Consider the following 16,893-nt stretch of genomic DNA (forward strand, 5'->3'; position numbering starts at 1 on the left):
ACACTCCTTAATTTTTTTATTTTATAACACAATGACATGATCTTTAGGGAACGCTAGAGAGACTTTCGTTCCTACTTCTAAAACGGCTGGGTTGTTTACAAGAAGCACGCCCACTTCCGTTTTCACTTCATACTGATATGCTTTTCCAATGAAGGTTCTTACTAAAATTTCACCCGATAGAACGCCGTCACCCTCGTTTAAGAGCTCAATATGATCGGGACGAATCGTTACGGTCACATCGCCTTCCTTGGCATGTTCCATCGTTTCTAAAACAAGTCCATTCGACAATTGAACCTTGTGATTTGCTTGAACCGTTCCTTTGATAAAGTTTTCAAATCCAATGAAACGAGCAACAAACTCAGTGGTTGGATGTTGATAAATTTCTTCAGGAGTACCGTATTGTTCGATAATCCCATTATTCATGACAGCTACCTTATCCGATATTGAGAAACATTCTTCTTGGTCGTGCGTTACGAATAAAGTCGTAATCTTGAATTGTTGCTGGATGCGTTTGATTTCTAGACGCATTTGAAGTCTAAGTTTGGCATCCAAGTTACTTAACGGCTCATCGAGTAGTAAGAGTTTTGGTTCAATAACAAGCGCTCTGGCAAGGGCTACACGTTGTCTTTGGCCACCTGAAAGTTGTTTTGGATAGCGATCGCCAAGTTCTGCTAATCCGCACACTTCAAGCATTTTAGCAACTTTCCCATCAATCACTGATTTACTTTCTTTTCTCACTTTCAATCCGAACGCTACATTTTCAGCCACTGTTAAATGTGGAAATAATGCGTAACTTTGAAATACCATCCCGAACTGTCTGTGATGGACAGGCACTTTTGTCATATCCTCACCGTCTAATTCGAAGGTTCCGCTATTTTGACTGAGAAGTCCGGCTACAATACGAAGCGTCGTCGTTTTCCCACAGCCACTCGGACCGAGCAAGGAAACTAATTCCCCTTTTTCAATCGATAAATTCAAATCTTTTAAAATATGATGCTTATTATCATAGATCATATTTACATCTGTTAATTTTACAAATGACATATCTTTCTCCTTATGAAATGGAAGCTAAGCCCAACGTTTTTTCAATCGCAATCATAATCCCCATCGTTACAAACATTAAAATTACGGATAATGCTGAAACAGATGGATCGTAGTTGAATTCCATGTAACTTAATAAAGTCGTTGGAAGCATGGTCACTCCTGGACCAGATAAGAACATCGATACTGGAACGTTGTTAAATGAGTTCACAAACGCTAGCATAAACGCCGCGAAAATTCCTGAAGTGATATTTGGTAAGAGTACTGTCGCAAAAGCTCTCTTCTTCGTACATCCAAGCGTCCACGCGGCTTCCTCCATCGAAACATCAACTTGTTCCATACTAGAGCCAACGACACGAATCACATATGGAATACTAATAAGGAAGTGACCAATGAGCAGTCCAGGTAGAATTGGGAATTTAAAACTCACAACAATCATTTGATAGAGGGAATACCCTACGACAATCCCCGGAATCATCGTTGGCGATAAGAAGAAATCCTTCATTAACTTCTTCCCTTTAAATTTGTCTCTTGATAATACATACGCTGCTGGCACTCCAATGACTAATGCAAGGAGTGTTGCCACAACGCCCACAAGTAAGCTGAGTTGTAAGCTCGACATAAAGGCTTTTGACGTAAGCGCCATAATATACCAGTCGATGGTAAATCCTTTAATCGGGAAGGTAATAATCGCTTCTGTCCCAAAGGAAGTAATCACGATAATCACGAGTGGTAAGAATAGGAATAAGAAGACAACAGTCGCAATCATTGTTAGTAATTTATTTTTACGCAATGTCTCCACCTCGCTTATCCATCGATTTCGCTAAGAGATTCAATGCCTTCATCACGGCAAATGTAATCACAATCATGACAAGCGCAATCACACTCGCACTTGTCCAATCACCAAGCGTTGTCGCGCGTTGGTAAAGTAATGTCGCTAACATCATCTTTTTATTTCCACCTAATAATTGTGGAGTTGTATATGCGGTAAGTGTCCCTGTAAATACGAGAATACTTCCGACAATCATCCCCGGAAGCGATAGTGGCAAAATAATCTTGAAGAAGCCTTTTAAAGGACTTAGCCCAAGCGTTGCCGCAGCTTCAAGTAGATCATCATCAATATTTTCCAGAATCCCTACAAGCGTCATAATCATCGTTGGTAAAAATAAATAAACCGAACCGATAATAATCGAGAAGTCTGTATATAAGAGTGACATTGGCTCATGAATCAGGCCAAACATCATGAGTAAATTATTAATAACTCCGTTTTTACCAAGAATCGTAATCCATGCAAAGCTTCGAATAACAGAGTTTGTTAAAAGTGGGAATAGCGTTAACGCAATCAGAATCCCTCTCCATTTCTTCGATACTCCAGAAATAACATATGCTGCAGGCAAGCCCAAAACAGCACAAAAAATAGTAACGATCAAGGAAATACTAAGCGTACGTCCTAACACCGCCATAAAATAGGAATCTTTGAAAAAATCAATATACAGTTGCAAAGAAAAACTACTTTCTGGGAAAACCGTTGGAATCAAGCTACTTAGCAACGGAAGCACTAAGAAAAAGCATAAAAGCACAATCCCAGGAAAGAGCAACGTATATCGAACGTTCTTTTTCATAACACATCTCCTTGTTCGTTTTTAGACTTATATTATATGCCTAAATTGAATAATTTTCAATACAGTTCCAAAAATTTCCAAACAAAATTTTATATACGCTCTATTTAATTCGTGTTTCAATTCCTTTTCAATCCGACATTACCAAATATGGTAATTACCATATTTGGTAATGTCGTCTTCTCCCCTTCCATCTCAACGAGCGTAGAAGAAGTATTAGCTCTTTATAAACTATCACAATAAAAAAGTACGAAGATTATCTATCTTATGTATAAAAACAAAGATTACCTCGGTTTCTGTAATAACAACAATAGCGACTAGTAACCGATGCGAATTACGGATGCTAGAAATTTATTTCCTAGCATTCGTTTGAGGCTCAGTCCGGTACAGCTATTGTCGTTATTATGAAGATAACCGAAGGTAATCTAAGTTTTTATAGTACTACATAAAATAATCTTCGTACTTACTTTATTTTATCGAATAGATACGTTTTCTAAAGCAACTAATGCTTCTTCTACGCGAGTCATGGCGGACTTAATAACATCCTCTTCCAACGTCGCATTGCGGTTCACAAACAATAATGAATACGCTAATGATTGGAATCCTTCTGGCACGTGTTCCCCTTTATAAACGTCGAATAACGTTACTTTTGATAAGAACTCACCAGCATTTGCACGGATGACATCCACTAACTCAGCATGAGTTAATGAAGTTGGTGCTAAGATCGCGATATCGCGCGTCATGCTTGGATATTTCGCAACAGATTGAATCACTGCTTCTTGTAAGTTTGCTTCAAGTAATGGTTCCACATCTAACTCGAAGACGAATGTGTCTTGTAAGTCTAATGCTTTTTGAACCGTTGGATGAACTTTACCAATTAAACCAATCGCTTCGCCGTCTATAAGAATACGCGCTGTTTGTCCGGGGTGTAATTCTTCGATGTCTGTTAAAGGCTCGAAACGTACACGGTCTAAGCAGTCTAGTTGTGCGAAGTACGCTTCTAGAATTCCTTTTACCACATAGAAATCCACTTTCTCTGCTTTATGGTTCCAGTTCGCACTTGTCACGTCTCCTGTTAAAATACCCGCAATGACTTCGTTCTCGATGAAATCTTCATTGCCAGCAGTACCTAACTTGAACACACGGCCTGCTTCGAATAATTTTACGTTGTTTTGTGAACGAGCCACATTGTATTGAACGGCTTCTAATAAACTTGGTAATAGTGATTGACGTAATTCGCTACGATCTTCACTCATTGGCCAGCTTAAACGCACGCTTGTTGCGTCTTTCTTCGTAAACCATTTTGATTTCTCTGGAGTTGTTAAGGCATAAGTATACGCTTGTGAAAGTCCAGCTCCTTGCATGAATTGACGAGTGTAACGGATGAAGCGCTGTTTGTCTGTTAAGCCACCCACTGTACTTTCAGTTGTTGGTAATGTTGCAGGAATCTTGTCGTATCCGTAAATACGTCCTACTTCTTCCACTAAGTCTGCTTCGATAGAAATATCAAATCTCCATGCAGGGATTGTCACGTCGAAACGAGTTCCTTCTACAGTTGTTGGATATTCTAATTGTGCAAATACTTGTTTCACTTCATCTAGTGTTAAGCTCGTTCCTAACACGTGGTTTAAACGTTCTAGAGTGATGCTTACAACTGGTAATTCTAAGTCATAGCTTTGTACAGAAGCAAATTCTTCTTTCACTGTTCCGCCACCAAGTTCGGCAATCAATTCCGCAGCGCGTTTCCCAGCTTGAACGATTGTTGCTTTGTTAATGCCTTTTTCAAAACGAGCACTTGATTCACTACGTAAGTTATGTTTTTGTGACGCAAGACGAACTGCTTTAGGATCGAATAAGGCCGCTTCTAATAACACTGTAGTTGTTTCGTCTGAGATTTCAGTGTCCAATCCACCCATTACCCCAGCTAATGCGACTGGTTTGCCGCCTGAAGTAATCACGATTTCGTTTTCTAGTGTACGTTCTTCCCCATCTAAAGTCACTAATGTTTCGCCTTCAGTTGCGCGACGAACATGGATGGCTTTTTCAGGTAATTTATCGTAGTCAAATGCATGAAGTGGTTGACCGTATTCCATTAAGATGTAGTTTGTTACGTCCACTAAATTATTGATTGGACGAACCCCAGCTGCGATTAAACGGTTTTGCATCCATTGTGGACTTGGAGCCACTTTAACGCCTTCGATTAAGAATGCGTGGTATGCAGGAGCGTCTGCTTCGTTTTCTACAGAAACTGTAACAACGCCTGGAATTTCAGAAGAAGTTCCTTTTTCGAATGCATCTGGTTCTAAATTGTTCTTCAAGTTGTAAATCGCACCAATTTCGTGAACAGAACCGCGCATGCTTAACGCATCAGAACGGTTAGCAGTGATGTCGAGTTCCACAATCGCTGAATCAAGCGCTAATGCATGAACTGCGTCGCTTCCCACTTCAATGCTGTCATCTGTGAACACATAAATTCCATCTTCGTATTCTTTTGGTACTAAGTTACTTGGCACGCCGATTTCTTGCAATGAACAAATCATTCCTTGAGATTCTACGCCACGTAATTTCCCACGTTTAATTTTATGACCGCCGGCAATGCGTGCACCGTGAGTTGCCACGATCACCTTTTGGCCTGCTGCGATATTTGGAGCGCCACACACGATTTGAAGTGGCTCGTCTTGTCCTACTTCAACTGTAACAACGTGTAAGTGATCTGAATCTGGATGGTCAACGACTTCTGTTGCTAGACCAACCACTAGTCCTTTTAATCCTTCGCCTGGAACCGTTACGCTATCAACTTCAATCCCTGTACGAGACATTTTTTCTCCTAATTCTTGAGGAGTGATTTGTGATAAATCAATATATTCATTTAACCATTCGTATGATAATTTCATGTTCTTCCTCCTCTTATGATTCTTTCGTAAATTGGCTTAAGAAACGCACATCGTTTGTATATAATGAACGAATATCTTCAATACCATATTTCAACATCGCGATACGGTCTTGACCTAACCCGAAGGCAAATCCACCGTAAACACTTGAATCCACACCAGCAGCTTCAAGCACGTTTGGATGCACCATACCACTACCTAATACTTCAATCCAACCTGTTCCTTTACATACAGAACAGCCTTCACCACCACATTTGAAGCAGCTAATATCCACTTCTAGAGATGGCTCAGTGAATGGGAAGTAACTTGGACGAAGACGCACTTCACGGTCTTCCCCGAACATTTCTTTGGCAAATGCCGCAAGAGTTCCTTTTAAGTCTGACATCGTAATGTGTTTATCGATCACAAGACCTTCGATTTGATAGAACTGATGTGAGTGTGTCGCATCATCGTTATCACGACGGAATACACGACCTGGACTTAACATCTTCAATGGGCCTTTTGTAAAGTCATGTTTTTCCATTGTACGAGCTTGTACTGGAGAAGTTTGTGTACGAAGTAAGTACTCTGGAGTGATGTAGAATGTGTCTTGCATGTCACGAGCTGGGTGATCTTTTGGCAAGTTCATCATCTCGAAGTTATAGTGGTCTGATTCCACTTCTGGCCCTTCTACGACTTGGTATCCAAGGCCGATGAAGAAATCTTCTACTTGGTCTTGAACGTGCGCTAATACGTGCGCAGTTCCACGTTCCATTGGACGTCCTGGCATTGTAACGTCGATTGTTTCAGATTGTAACGCTTCTTCTAACGCTTTTGCCTCTAATACTTCTTTAACAGAAGCGATTTTTTCTTCTAAGACAGAACGTAATTCATTGGCAAGAGCCCCCACTTTTGGTTTCTCTTCGTTGGCTAAGTTTTTAATGTTTTTAAGAACTTCTGTGATTGGTCCTTTTTTCCCTAGTTGTTGTACACGAATTTGATCGAGCTCTTTTAATGTTTTCACTTCTTCTAATGAAGCAAGCACATCTTTACGAATCGCATCAAACTGTACTTTCATTTCTTCTAAATTCATTGTATTCCTCCTTATAAAAATAAAAATCCCTTATAGCCAATAGACTATAAGGGACGAAATTTCGCGGTACCACCCTTGTTCCTTGAGACCATCTCAAGACACTTGGACGCTGTTAACGGGGGCGACCCGAACCATTATTCATCAGTGAATCCCAATGGTCACTCCGGAAGTGAAAAGTTTGAAACGTGACTTGGAAGACTTGCAGTCAGGATCTTCCTCCCTGAAAAGCTTTGTTAAAAACCCTTTTCCATCAATGTGTTTTCTATATATGCTTTATCCTATCATAACGACGTGAAAATGAAAAGGAAAATTATTCTAAAAGAAGATTTGAATCGCAAGTATAATAATTAAAAGAATCACTACTGACATAAGCCAAACGTTTAGAAAATGGTTGTACTTTTTTAGTCCTGATTTTGGAGTACGGTATACGTGTACACTTTCTTCCTCACGTTCAGAATGAAACTCTTCTTGTCTTTCATAAGAGCGTCCACGACTGTCTCTTCGCTCTTGCCTAGTTTCTAGTTCTTCTAACTCTCGATTCTGTTTTTCTAATTGTTCTTTATACGATTTTCTCGTTAATAAAGGTTCATTTGGCATTGATTATTCTCCTTTATGCATCCAAGCGTATTGTGCTGCAATAATCGTTTTTGCATCTGAAATTTCGCCTGCTTGGATTTTTTGCACCACTTCTTCTAGCGGCATCCATAAGATTTCAACAAATTCATCTTCGTCTGCAGGTTTCGCATCTTCTTTGATAGTTACATTTTTTGCTTGGAATAATGTGATTTTCTCGTCGCAGAATCCAGGCGTTGAGACCATTTCCATTATCTTCACCCATTCACTTGCAACAAGATTTGTTTCTTCTTCTAATTCACGTTTTGCGGCTTCTAGAGGCACTTCTTCCTTCGAGTCTAATTTACCCGCTGGAATTTCTAAGAAATGCATTTCTAACGGCTTTCTATATTGACGAACGAGTAACATCTTTCCGTCACGAATGACAAGTACCGCTACTGCTCCTGTATGGAACACAAGGTCTCGCGTAGAAGTTTTTCCATTAGGTAGTTCCACGATATCTTGCGTCACTGTAAAAATGCGTCCTGAATATTTAACATCTCGTTGAATTGTTTTTTCTGTAAAGTCCATAATTTCGCCTCCATTTTGCTTTATTATAATTGGTTTTACGTCTTTCAACAATCGATTTTACCAATCTTTAATCGAAAAAAACTGAGTGTTTTAAATCACTCAGTTTTTAGTAGTTTATAAATTAAACAATTATCTATTAGCTTGCCTATTTCCATTTTGATTGAAATAGACTTCATAAACTTTTTTAGCTATCTTTGCCCCAAAGTCTAATGGCGCTCCACCTTTATAATAAGGAGCCACTACTGCTACAGCAATTTCCGGATTATCTTTTGGAGCGTAAGAAATAAATGTGGCATTATCAACAGCTACTTGTTGATATTTTGGAACTGGTCCACCATAAAACGCTTCTGCTGTACCAGACTTTCCTACTACTACTGGTGAAAAATCTTTAAATGGTGCAATAGATGTCCCATTTTCACCATGTGTTACTAAATAGAGACCTTCCTTCACATGGTTTAATACCTCTTGACTAACTTGTAAAGAGTTCATCACTTTGATAGGAAGTGTTGTCTCTAAATTTCCAATGCCACCTGATTTGCTAGTTTCATGAATTTCCTTAACTAATCTTGGAGCTACACGAATACCGTTATTGGCAATTGTTGAAATATATTGTGCTAATTGTAATGGAGTATATAAGTCGAACTGTCCGTACGCAAAGTCCAGTGCAGAGAAAGCATCTGCTGTTCCACCATTTATCCCTTTACCTTCATTTGGCAAATCAATTCCTGTTCTAACTCCTAAACCAAACTGTGCATAATATTCACGCAATTTATCAAATAAACTTAGATTAATATTTAGTCTTCCACCTTTAACATATTCAGATTGGCCGCCCATTTTCATAGCCAATTTAATCATATATACGTTTGAAGACCTTTCCAGTGCTTGAATATCTGTCAACTCGATTTGACCATTCCTGTTAAACCATGAACTCTTCGGCGCTGACGCTTCAAATTCGATGGGTTCATCTAAAATAGTATTATTTTCTAAAGTAATAGCCCCGTCCATATAACCTGAAAGAACTGTTGCAGGTTTTACAACTGACCCCATTCCAAACGAATTATTGATAGCTCCCAAGGCATCATCCTCGATTCCAACCGCTTCAAAGTTTTCGTTATATTTGATTTTTTTACCTGTAATCCCGAGAATATCACCATTCTTTGGATTCATCACAACAATATAAACTCGGTCAGCTGTTTCATTTGTAATTTCTCTTACAGTGTTTGTAGCGATATCCTCTAGTTTCTTCTGGAATTCGGTATCAATTGTTAGAATAAGATTTGACCCTGCTTTTCCAGGGTAAGTTTCATTACTATTGACCACTTCACCCTTTGTATTGGTTTGTGATTTCATGACTGTTTTAGTTCCGCTAAGTACTGTTTCATATTGTTCTTCTAAATAGCTAGTTCCCACACGATCATTGAGTGAATATCCTTGTGCTAGTAAAGATTTTACTCTATCCGCTGGAAGACCCGTTTTTTCAGATGAAACAGTTCCAAGGATAGTCTTCAACATATCCCCCATTGGGTACTCACGATCCCAGTCAGAATCGATATCGATTCCTCGAAGCTCTCCAAGTCGTTCGCTAATTTTAGCAACTTCTTGTTCTGTGACCCCTTCATTTTTAAGTGTCACTGTCGATAAAGCGTACGCACTGTTCATCTTTGTAAAGATAGCAATCACTTGTTTTTCCGCATCGCTATAATTTATTTCGTCGGCAGGAATATGTTCCAATTGCATTTCATACGTTTGACTTGTTGAAAGATTTTCTTTCGCGATTTTCTTCTTCTCATCCGCTGTAAGAAGACTATCAAGTTTATCTGGATTTGTCGCAACCCAGTAATCCTTCAAATCACGTTCCTTCAAATCAGACACATCAACAGAAATCAATGTTGTTAATTTCTTAGCAATCTCTACCATCGTAGAAATTTTTGCATCCGCGGGTCTCGTATAGTTAATGGCAAGTTTAGGCTTATTTCCTACTAGAACACGCCCTTGACTATCGTAAATTGAGCCACGAGGAACAGACTTTTTCGCTGTTGTCGTTTCTGTTCGTCGTACAAGTGCTACGAAATCTTCACCTTTAATTAATTGGATAAACGCTAATCGTGCTACTAAGGCAATAAACGAAAAGAATACAATTAAAAATAATAAATTCAATCGAAATGGAATATGTGATTTTTTCTTTTTCTTTTTAAATTTTCTTTTAGTAAGCATAATACACTCCATAAACTTTCTAGTAACTCATAATAGTATACCACAAATCTTCCCCTAATCCGTATAAAAAGGGGTTAGAAAATAGTTAAGTTTTTTCGAATTAAAGACTAATTTCCCGTGCAGCCTCCGTGTTTTCATGCTATGCTAACAGTAACGATTAGAAAGGAGGATATACATGCAAAAATGATGACAAAGAAGAAATACTATACGATCAGTGTTTTGATTCCAGCAGTGATGATTTTAGCGATTTTTCTGCTATTTTCAATCATTCCCTTTGGACATCACACATGGTTGACGATTGACCTTGGACAGCAATATGTCGACTTCTTTAGTTACTACCAGGACACCCTCCTACATCATCCGGAGCAATTCTTCTATAGTTTTTCGAAATCTATCGGTGGTGAAATGGTGAGTTTATGGTCGTACTATTTACTGAGTCCGTTTAATCTGATCTTTTTACTCATCCCTCGTTCGGCAATCGCCATGGGTGTGTCCCTTCTTATTTTCTTGAAACTCGTTTCTTGTACAGTAAGCTTTGCAGTGTTGCTAGATGTGAAATTCAAGCAAAGAAATGGAACAGCGCTTCTCTTTGCACTCTCTTACGGATTTATGAGTTATCTTTCAGCCAACCAATTTAATGTGATGTGGTTGGATGCCCTCATTGCCCTTCCACTCATCATCCTTGGCGTGGATGCACTCTTACAAAAACGGAATCCGTTATATTATGTATTTCCTTTATCGCTCACCATTTTGAGTAACTACTATACTGGATATATGATTTGCCTCTTTCTAGGCCTCTATTTCCCGTATGCCTATTTAACATCAGTTGATACTTTCTCTTGGAAGATCTTTGGAAAGCAATTTGGACGATTTATCTTTTATAGTGTTCTTTCCGTTGGACTCATTACAGTCATTCTACTCCCAACATTTTATAGTCTACTTGGAAGCAAAGGGACAGCGACTACCATCGCTTGGAGTCTAAAGTCTGAATATAATCCGCTACTTATGGCTTCTAAACTCTTTATCGGTAGTTTCGACTTCCATGAAATGCAAAAAGGATATCCGAATATTTTTGTAGGCAGTCTGGCCTTATTTAGCTTCCTAGGTTACTTCAAAGAGAAAAGGATTTCCCTATTCCAACGTCTCTACGCGTTATTCATTACGGTTATCATCCTCATCAGCTTTAATATTGAGATGCTTGATAAGCTGTGGCATGCGGGGCAATTCCCGAATTGGTATTCCTATCGTTTCTCCTTTCTCTTCAGTTTCTGGATAGTCTTTCTCGGCTACCAATGGGCACTGAAGAAAACAACTATTGGTGTTCGCGAGACATTCGTTTATTTCATCCTTATTTTAGCTGCGGGTATTGGATTTATCCTCTTCCCACAAGACTATTTACAAGGCTGGCAAATAGCGCTTGGCTTCGGGCTCTCCATGGGAATCTTGTATAGTCTCATTTTAATCGGACGTGGCAAAAGAATGCATCAAAAATTCCTGATTTCATTTGTGGTGATTGAACTGCTCTTAAACAGCATCATTACCTTATCTAGACTGGGTTATGAGATGAATTCTGAATTCAGCGCTTACCAATCATCATTAGAAAACTGGTCTACTGTATTACGCCCTGCAGAAAATGAATTTTATCGCAGCGAGAAAACGATGCTTCGTTCGAAAAATGATAGCCTCCAAGTTCCAACTTATGGCGTATCCCATTTTTCATCCACCTTTGAAAAAGAAACGGAACGATTCTTTGATGCAATTGGAGTCCGCCAAGGAAACGCCTATGTGAACTACAGTAATGGTACTCTATTAACGGATGCATTACTGGGTATCAAAAATACCTTTATCGAGACCACAGACGCCACTTATAATGAACGTTGGGAACGAAAAGACTTGGAAGATTTCTCAACAATCGCGAGCTTTGACGAGGGACACATTGTCACAAATCCAAACGCCCTCTCGATCGCATATCCGATGAAAGCTATCTTGAAATCAATGAAGGTGCCAACAAACCACCCGATTACGATGCAAAATCAATTAGCGAATGCTCTTAGTGGAACAACAAGTCCAAAAAATATTTTCACAAAAGTGCCTTATGAGATGACTTTCGAAAATATTAGTGCCTCACCTGTTGTGTATCAGCGGGTTCAATTAGAGGACAATACTCGATTTGGAACAATCACACTGACCTTTACTCCTGAAACCAACGATCCGATTTACTTAGAGATGGCAGGAACGATTGGAGAAGAAGATTTGGAAATGACACTAAATGGTGAACCGTATGCCTTTTATCCGGTTCAATCAAAACCCGTTCTTCTCAGCGTCGCCAAGAATCAAAAAGGTCACCCGCAAACACTTCAAATTATCGTGAAAGCGGATGGTTTTGAATTTTCTAAACTTAGTCTCTACTCGTTAAACACGACTCTCTTAAACGAACGATTAGAACAAACGAAAGCACAAGAGTTAAAACTGGAAACTTTCTCAGCCACTCAATTTTCAGGAACAATGGATGTCTTAGAAGACTCGACTGTTCTTACAACAATTCCTTATTCTAAAGGTTGGAAAGTATGGGTGGACGGCCAAGAAGTGCAAACTTACAAGATTTTGGATAGCCTGCTTGGATTTACAATTTCCAAGGGAGCTCACCACATCGAGTATCGTTATACGACTCCATTCTTACTGGAAGGAAGTCTTGTGAGTCTTGCTTCACTTCTACTACTCAGTTACATTTTATATAAACGCAAAAAGACCGATGCCTCTTAGGAGACACCGGTCTTCGTTTTTTTATAGATTATTTAGCAGCTTCAAAACGGCGAGCTACTTCATCCCAGTTTACAACATTCCAGAATGCTGAAATATAATCTGGGCGACGGTTTTGGTAGTTTAGGTAGTATGCATGTTCCCATACATCTAATCCTAACAATGGAGTTTTACCTTCTGATAGAGGGCTATCTTGGTTTGGAGTAGAAACTACTTCTAATTTTCCGTTAGAAAGTACTAACCAAGCCCAACCTGACCCAAAGCGAGTTGCTGCTGCTTGTGCAAACACTTTTTTGAATTCCTCGAAGCTTCCGAATGCTTCATTGATAGCTGCTAATAAAGCACCTTCTGGAGCTTTTGCACCATCAAGAGATAATTGAGTCCAGAATAAGCTGTGGTTTGCATGTCCGCCACCATTGTTGCGAACAGCTACACGGATATCTTCAGGAACAGCGTCTAAATCGCTAATTAATTCTTCAACTGTTTTTTCGAATAATTCAGGGTGTTTTTCTACCGCTGCGTTTAAATTTGTAACATATGCATTGTGATGTTTGTCATGGTGGATTTCCATTGTACGTGCATCAAAATGTGGTTCTAATGCGTCAAACGCGTATTCTAATTTTGGTAATTCATAAGTCATTACTAAATTCCTCCTAAAATTAAATACAGTTATGAAAACTGTTTCTTTCTTCATTCATCATACCACCCACTAAACACGATACGCAAAAATTATGCCCACTCTCCCAAATCCCCCAAGCGCGTTAATTTATGGTATAATAATCCCGCTACATAGAGAAAGAAAAGAGATGAAAACATGAAATTTACAGATTATGCATTACAGCCCTATTTGCAAAAAGCCTTGGCTGACTTAAAATTTACACAACCAACCCCTATTCAAGAACGTATCATTCCTCTTTTATTAAAAGGAGAATCTGTGATTGGTCAATCGCAAACTGGGAGCGGAAAGAGTCACAGTTTCCTATTACCACTTATCAATAAAATTGACCCTAGCCGTCAAGAATTGCAACTAGTGATTACTGTTCCAAGTCGTGAACTCGCAGAGCAATTAACCGCTGTTGCAGCTCAACTGATTTCATTTAGTGATACAGAAATCTTATTAGAAAAATGTATCGGTGGTACAGATAAAAAACGACAAGTGGCAAAATTGACACAAACCCAACCTCATATCGTGATTGGGACACCTGGTCGTATTTTCGATTTAATGCAAGAGAATGCGCTCTTCGTTCAAACCGTTCAAATGATGGTCGTCGATGAAGCCGATATGACATTTGACTTAGGGTTCTTAGAAACTGTCGATGAAATCGCGTCTCGTATGCCAGAAAACTTACAAATGTCTGTTTTCTCCGCAACAATTCCAGATAAGATTAAACCATTCTTGAAGAAATACTTGGGCAATCCAAAGGTGATTCAAATCGAGAATACACAACTCGTTTCACCAACGATTAAAAACCAATTACTAGTTACAAAGGCTCAAAATCCAATGGACGTTCTTCGTCAGTTACTTGTAATGGGACATCCTTACCTCGTACTTATTTTCGTAAATACGAAGCAAAAAGCAGACGAAGTGACAAAAGACCTTCGCAGCCATAACTTCAAAGTAGCAACGATTCACGGAGATATTCCTTCAAGAGAACGTCGTCGTGTGATGAAACAAATTCAACAAATGGATTATCAATTCGTTGTCGCAACCGACCTTGCTGCACGTGGAATCGATATCGAAGGAGTTTCTCATGTCATCAACTTAGAAATCCCTGGCGAATTAGAATTCTTCATTCACCGTGTTGGACGTACTGGACGTAATGGTCTTGAAGGAACAGCTATCACCTTCTACACACCAGATCAAGAACAAGCCATCCAAACATTAGAAGGAAAAGGCATCTCATTTGAAACGGTTGAATTGAAAAATGGTGAGCTAGTGGAAAGTTATGACCGCTCTCGTCGTGAGAAACGTAAAAATACGCAATCGAAAGACTTAGATCCTCGTCTTAAAGGGATGATTAAGAAGGCGAAGAAAAAAGTAAAACCTGGGTACAAGAAAAAACTTGGCCAAGAGATTCGTCAGAAACAGCGTAGACAAAATCGTACAAAAAATAAATAGTACAGAATATTTTTAATTTAGACGATTACGAAGAATCCTTACGGATATCTTCATAGTAATAGTGACGAGGCACCAGCTCGAGCCTAGTGTCTCTCGCCTTTAAAGCCTCAAAGGGGACGTACGGAATTAAATTCCTACGTCCCCTAATTCGTTTTAATGCAACTTCCCGTCACTATTACTATAGAATCCGTATATTTCTTCGTAATCTCAGTATAGAAATTTAGTCTCTACTATTTATTTTTTATCGATTTTGTCAAAAGAAAAACTCTTAGAAACGACTTGTTCGTGGTTTCTAAGAGTTATTTTTTATTGGTTTTTATTTTGCTGAGCGATGAATTCTCGCATTCCAAGGAGCCAGTTGAATGTCGATGTCACTAGTAGATACATAAACATCCCTACTCCTCCGCCGATTCCTAACACGCCAATCACCATATAGATGGTTGCTGGTAGGAACATAGCAGCAATCGTTAACTGTTTCGATACGGTTGGATGCATTTGAATGTAGGCTCTCATAAACAACGCCGTTAATAATCGTACGACGAAGCTGATGATAATCATTAAAATATAAACGACAATCGTATTATAAACAAAGCCGAATAACATAACACCGATAAATACCATCCACAATTTTGATTGGAACTCTTGAATAAACTGCTCTACATTTGATTTATTAAAGCCGTTTAAGCCTTCATAAGAAAATTTTGAGGTATTAATGATGGTGTCTACAACAATATGGTCTTGTAAAATCCCGATGGATGGAATCCCTTGACTAGATTCAGACGTCACATCATTATCCGTTGACTTCCCACTTGGGTCAAATACAATATTGAAAACATCAGAACGGTAAACAAATCCTGTATTTTCACCCGCCGATAACTTCCCACCTTGAATCGAGAGGTCTGGGAACTGTTTTGCTACGATTCCTAAATTCGTATTCATGCTTGCGATATCTTTTCCTGCACGAATAAAGCCAGGAATCGAAAGAAGTAATACGAGCAGGAAAAAGATTCCTTTAATTTTCTTCAGTGGATTTTGTAAAATTGTCCAAATTTTATTAGGTTTTAAAATACTCAATTGAATAAACTCTCTAATCGTCATGTGCGCCTCCTATATAGAGAACAGTTTACAGAAAAAGAGCGATTTTTTCAACAGAAGGGCGTTAATCGATGAGAATGCATATCTAAGATATTCCTAAAAATCCTCTCTCTCAGTCCCCTGCTTAACGCTGCATTCGTGGCTTGAAACGTAGCTTCCTGTTCTTTTTTTCAAGATCCTCAGTTTATTATAATAGCAATTTCAGCTTCTAAATATGTAGTTTGTTCACGTAATTGAACTAATTCTCTTTCGGATTCTAAAAGATTATCAGTCATAACTTCTTTATTCATAATTGGCTCCTTAGATAATGGTCGTCCTTTTTCTCATTCTGTAAGAGTTTCCCCATTTAAAACCTGTAGCACGCATGTCAATTTTTTCTCTAGCATCTATTTCCTTTGTGTTCTAACGTACTCTAATCCAAAGGGCCGAGAATTATTCAATTTTTTCAAATACAAGTATGTTTTTCCGGAAACTCCTTTTCATAACTCTTTCATGCGAGTCAGCCCATATTCCTCATTGATATAATTCGACACATTTCATATTGAATTCCAATAAGTAGCGCAAAATAAATACCCCCTTTACTAGTTTTCCAGTAAAGGGGATACATATCAGGTAGCAGACCTACATTTTTACTTCTTAAATTGTTCTTGTTAAATATTAAGAGTTTTACGCTTTCTTACGTTTGAATAAGATTGCTCCTCCAAAGATTACCAAAATAGTTCCTACAACCATTGAGACTGATTTTGTTGTACCAGTATTTGGTAATTCTTGTCCAGATGCACTAGCAGATGCTTCTGTTACTGGAGCCGCCGTTGTTGGAGCTTCTGTTACTGAAGCTGCTGTTGTTGGAACTTCTGTTACTGGCGCCGCCGTTGTTGGAGCTTCTGTTACTGGCGCCGCCGTTGTTGGAGCTTCTGTTACTGAAGCTGCTGTTGTTGG

The 16,893-nt window shown here is 38.9% G+C and carries 13 protein-coding genes; 2 read left to right on the forward strand and 11 right to left on the reverse strand.

All coding sequences use genetic code 11. From position 1 onward, the window contains the following. Positions 1-21 precede the first annotated feature (21 nt). The 8 genes from ADH02_RS08315 to ADH02_RS08350 form a co-directional block, all read right to left on the reverse strand. On the reverse strand, positions 22-1,044 hold the full coding sequence (locus tag ADH02_RS08315) for an ABC transporter ATP-binding protein (RefSeq protein WP_048784100.1): 1,023 nt from the start codon (positions 1,042-1,044) through the stop codon (positions 22-24). A 10-nt stretch (positions 1,045-1,054) separates the two neighbouring features. After that, on the reverse strand, positions 1,055-1,834 hold the full coding sequence (locus ADH02_RS08320; protein WP_048784101.1) for an ABC transporter permease: 780 nt from the start codon (positions 1,832-1,834) through the stop codon (positions 1,055-1,057). Next, on the reverse strand, positions 1,827-2,663 hold the full coding sequence (locus tag ADH02_RS08325) for an ABC transporter permease (protein WP_048784103.1): 837 nt from the start codon (positions 2,661-2,663) through the stop codon (positions 1,827-1,829). The genes ADH02_RS08320 and ADH02_RS08325 overlap by 8 nt, the downstream gene beginning before the upstream one ends. A 470-nt stretch (positions 2,664-3,133) precedes the next feature. Continuing rightward, complete coding sequence (gene pheT / locus ADH02_RS08330; RefSeq protein ID WP_048784105.1) at positions 3,134-5,554, reverse strand: phenylalanine--tRNA ligase subunit beta; 2,421 nt, start codon at positions 5,552-5,554, stop codon at positions 3,134-3,136. A gap of 13 nt (positions 5,555-5,567) precedes the next feature. Continuing rightward, a complete protein-coding gene (pheS, locus tag ADH02_RS08335) occupies positions 5,568-6,623 on the reverse strand; it encodes a phenylalanine--tRNA ligase subunit alpha (protein WP_048784107.1) in 1,056 nt (351 codons plus the stop codon). A gap of 315 nt (positions 6,624-6,938) precedes the next feature. Then, positions 6,939-7,220, reverse strand: coding sequence for a hypothetical protein (locus ADH02_RS08340; protein WP_048784108.1), 282 nt, complete (start codon positions 7,218-7,220; stop codon positions 6,939-6,941). 3 nt (positions 7,221-7,223) lie between these two features. Beyond that, positions 7,224-7,766 carry an NUDIX domain-containing protein gene (locus ADH02_RS08345; RefSeq protein ID WP_048784110.1) on the reverse strand — a complete coding sequence of 181 codons (543 nt, stop codon included), beginning with the start codon at positions 7,764-7,766 and terminating at the stop codon, positions 7,224-7,226. Between the two features lie 129 nt (positions 7,767-7,895). Next, positions 7,896-9,980, reverse strand: coding sequence for a peptidoglycan D,D-transpeptidase FtsI family protein (locus ADH02_RS08350; protein ID WP_239681754.1), 2,085 nt, complete (start codon positions 9,978-9,980; stop codon positions 7,896-7,898). Positions 9,981-10,163: 183 nt separating this feature from the next. Between ADH02_RS08350 and ADH02_RS08355 the strand changes: the two genes are divergently transcribed. Beyond that, complete coding sequence (locus ADH02_RS08355) at positions 10,164-12,743, forward strand: YfhO family protein (protein WP_048784114.1); 2,580 nt, start codon at positions 10,164-10,166, stop codon at positions 12,741-12,743. Between the two features lie 28 nt (positions 12,744-12,771). Here ADH02_RS08355 and ADH02_RS08360 read toward each other — a convergent pair whose 3' ends face one another. After that, positions 12,772-13,380 carry a superoxide dismutase gene (locus ADH02_RS08360; protein WP_048784115.1) on the reverse strand — a complete coding sequence of 203 codons (609 nt, stop codon included), beginning with the start codon at positions 13,378-13,380 and terminating at the stop codon, positions 12,772-12,774. 174 nt (positions 13,381-13,554) lie between these two features. Here ADH02_RS08360 and ADH02_RS08365 point away from each other — a divergent pair, with 174 nt between their 5' ends. Beyond that, on the forward strand, positions 13,555-14,859 hold the full coding sequence (locus ADH02_RS08365) for a DEAD/DEAH box helicase (RefSeq protein ID WP_048784117.1): 1,305 nt from the start codon (positions 13,555-13,557) through the stop codon (positions 14,857-14,859). Between the two features lie 306 nt (positions 14,860-15,165). Here the strand turns inward: ADH02_RS08365 and ADH02_RS08370 are convergent, their stop codons facing one another. Together ADH02_RS08370 and ADH02_RS08375 are read right to left on the reverse strand one after the other, a co-directional pair. Next, the gene (locus ADH02_RS08370; protein ID WP_048784119.1) at positions 15,166-15,957 is read right to left on the reverse strand and encodes a DUF1189 family protein; all 792 of its coding nucleotides are present in this window, start codon (positions 15,955-15,957) and stop codon (positions 15,166-15,168) included. Positions 15,958-16,620: 663 nt separating this feature from the next. Beyond that, on the reverse strand, positions 16,621-16,893 hold a 273-nt coding region (locus ADH02_RS08375), incomplete at its 5' end, for an LPXTG cell wall anchor domain-containing protein (protein WP_048784121.1).

Source organism: Streptococcus sp. 263_SSPC (assembly GCF_001071995.1).
GTDB lineage: Bacteria > Bacillota > Bacilli > Lactobacillales > Aerococcaceae > Granulicatella.

Bases quoted from the DNA above. Each gene is read 5' to 3' on its own strand.
- ADH02_RS08315 (WP_048784100.1), bottom strand. From the start codon at position 1,044: ATGTCATTTGTAAAATTAACAGATGTAAATATGATCTATGATAATAAG.
- ADH02_RS08370 (WP_048784119.1), bottom strand. From the start codon at position 15,957: ATGACGATTAGAGAGTTTATTCAATTGAGTATTTTAAAACCTAATAAA.
- ADH02_RS08355 (WP_048784114.1), top strand. From the start codon at position 10,164: ATGATGACAAAGAAGAAATACTATACGATCAGTGTTTTGATTCCAGCA.
- ADH02_RS08325 (WP_048784103.1), bottom strand. From the start codon at position 2,663: ATGAAAAAGAACGTTCGATATACGTTGCTCTTTCCTGGGATTGTGCTT.
- ADH02_RS08350 (WP_239681754.1), bottom strand. From the start codon at position 9,980: ATGCTTACTAAAAGAAAATTTAAAAAGAAAAAGAAAAAATCACATATT.
- ADH02_RS08340 (WP_048784108.1), bottom strand. From the start codon at position 7,220: ATGCCAAATGAACCTTTATTAACGAGAAAATCGTATAAAGAACAATTA.
- ADH02_RS08345 (WP_048784110.1), bottom strand. From the start codon at position 7,766: ATGGACTTTACAGAAAAAACAATTCAACGAGATGTTAAATATTCAGGA.
- pheT (WP_048784105.1), bottom strand. From the start codon at position 5,554: ATGAAATTATCATACGAATGGTTAAATGAATATATTGATTTATCACAA.
- ADH02_RS08365 (WP_048784117.1), top strand. From the start codon at position 13,555: ATGAAATTTACAGATTATGCATTACAGCCCTATTTGCAAAAAGCCTTG.
- pheS (WP_048784107.1), bottom strand. From the start codon at position 6,623: ATGAATTTAGAAGAAATGAAAGTACAGTTTGATGCGATTCGTAAAGAT.
- ADH02_RS08360 (WP_048784115.1), bottom strand. From the start codon at position 13,380: ATGACTTATGAATTACCAAAATTAGAATACGCGTTTGACGCATTAGAA.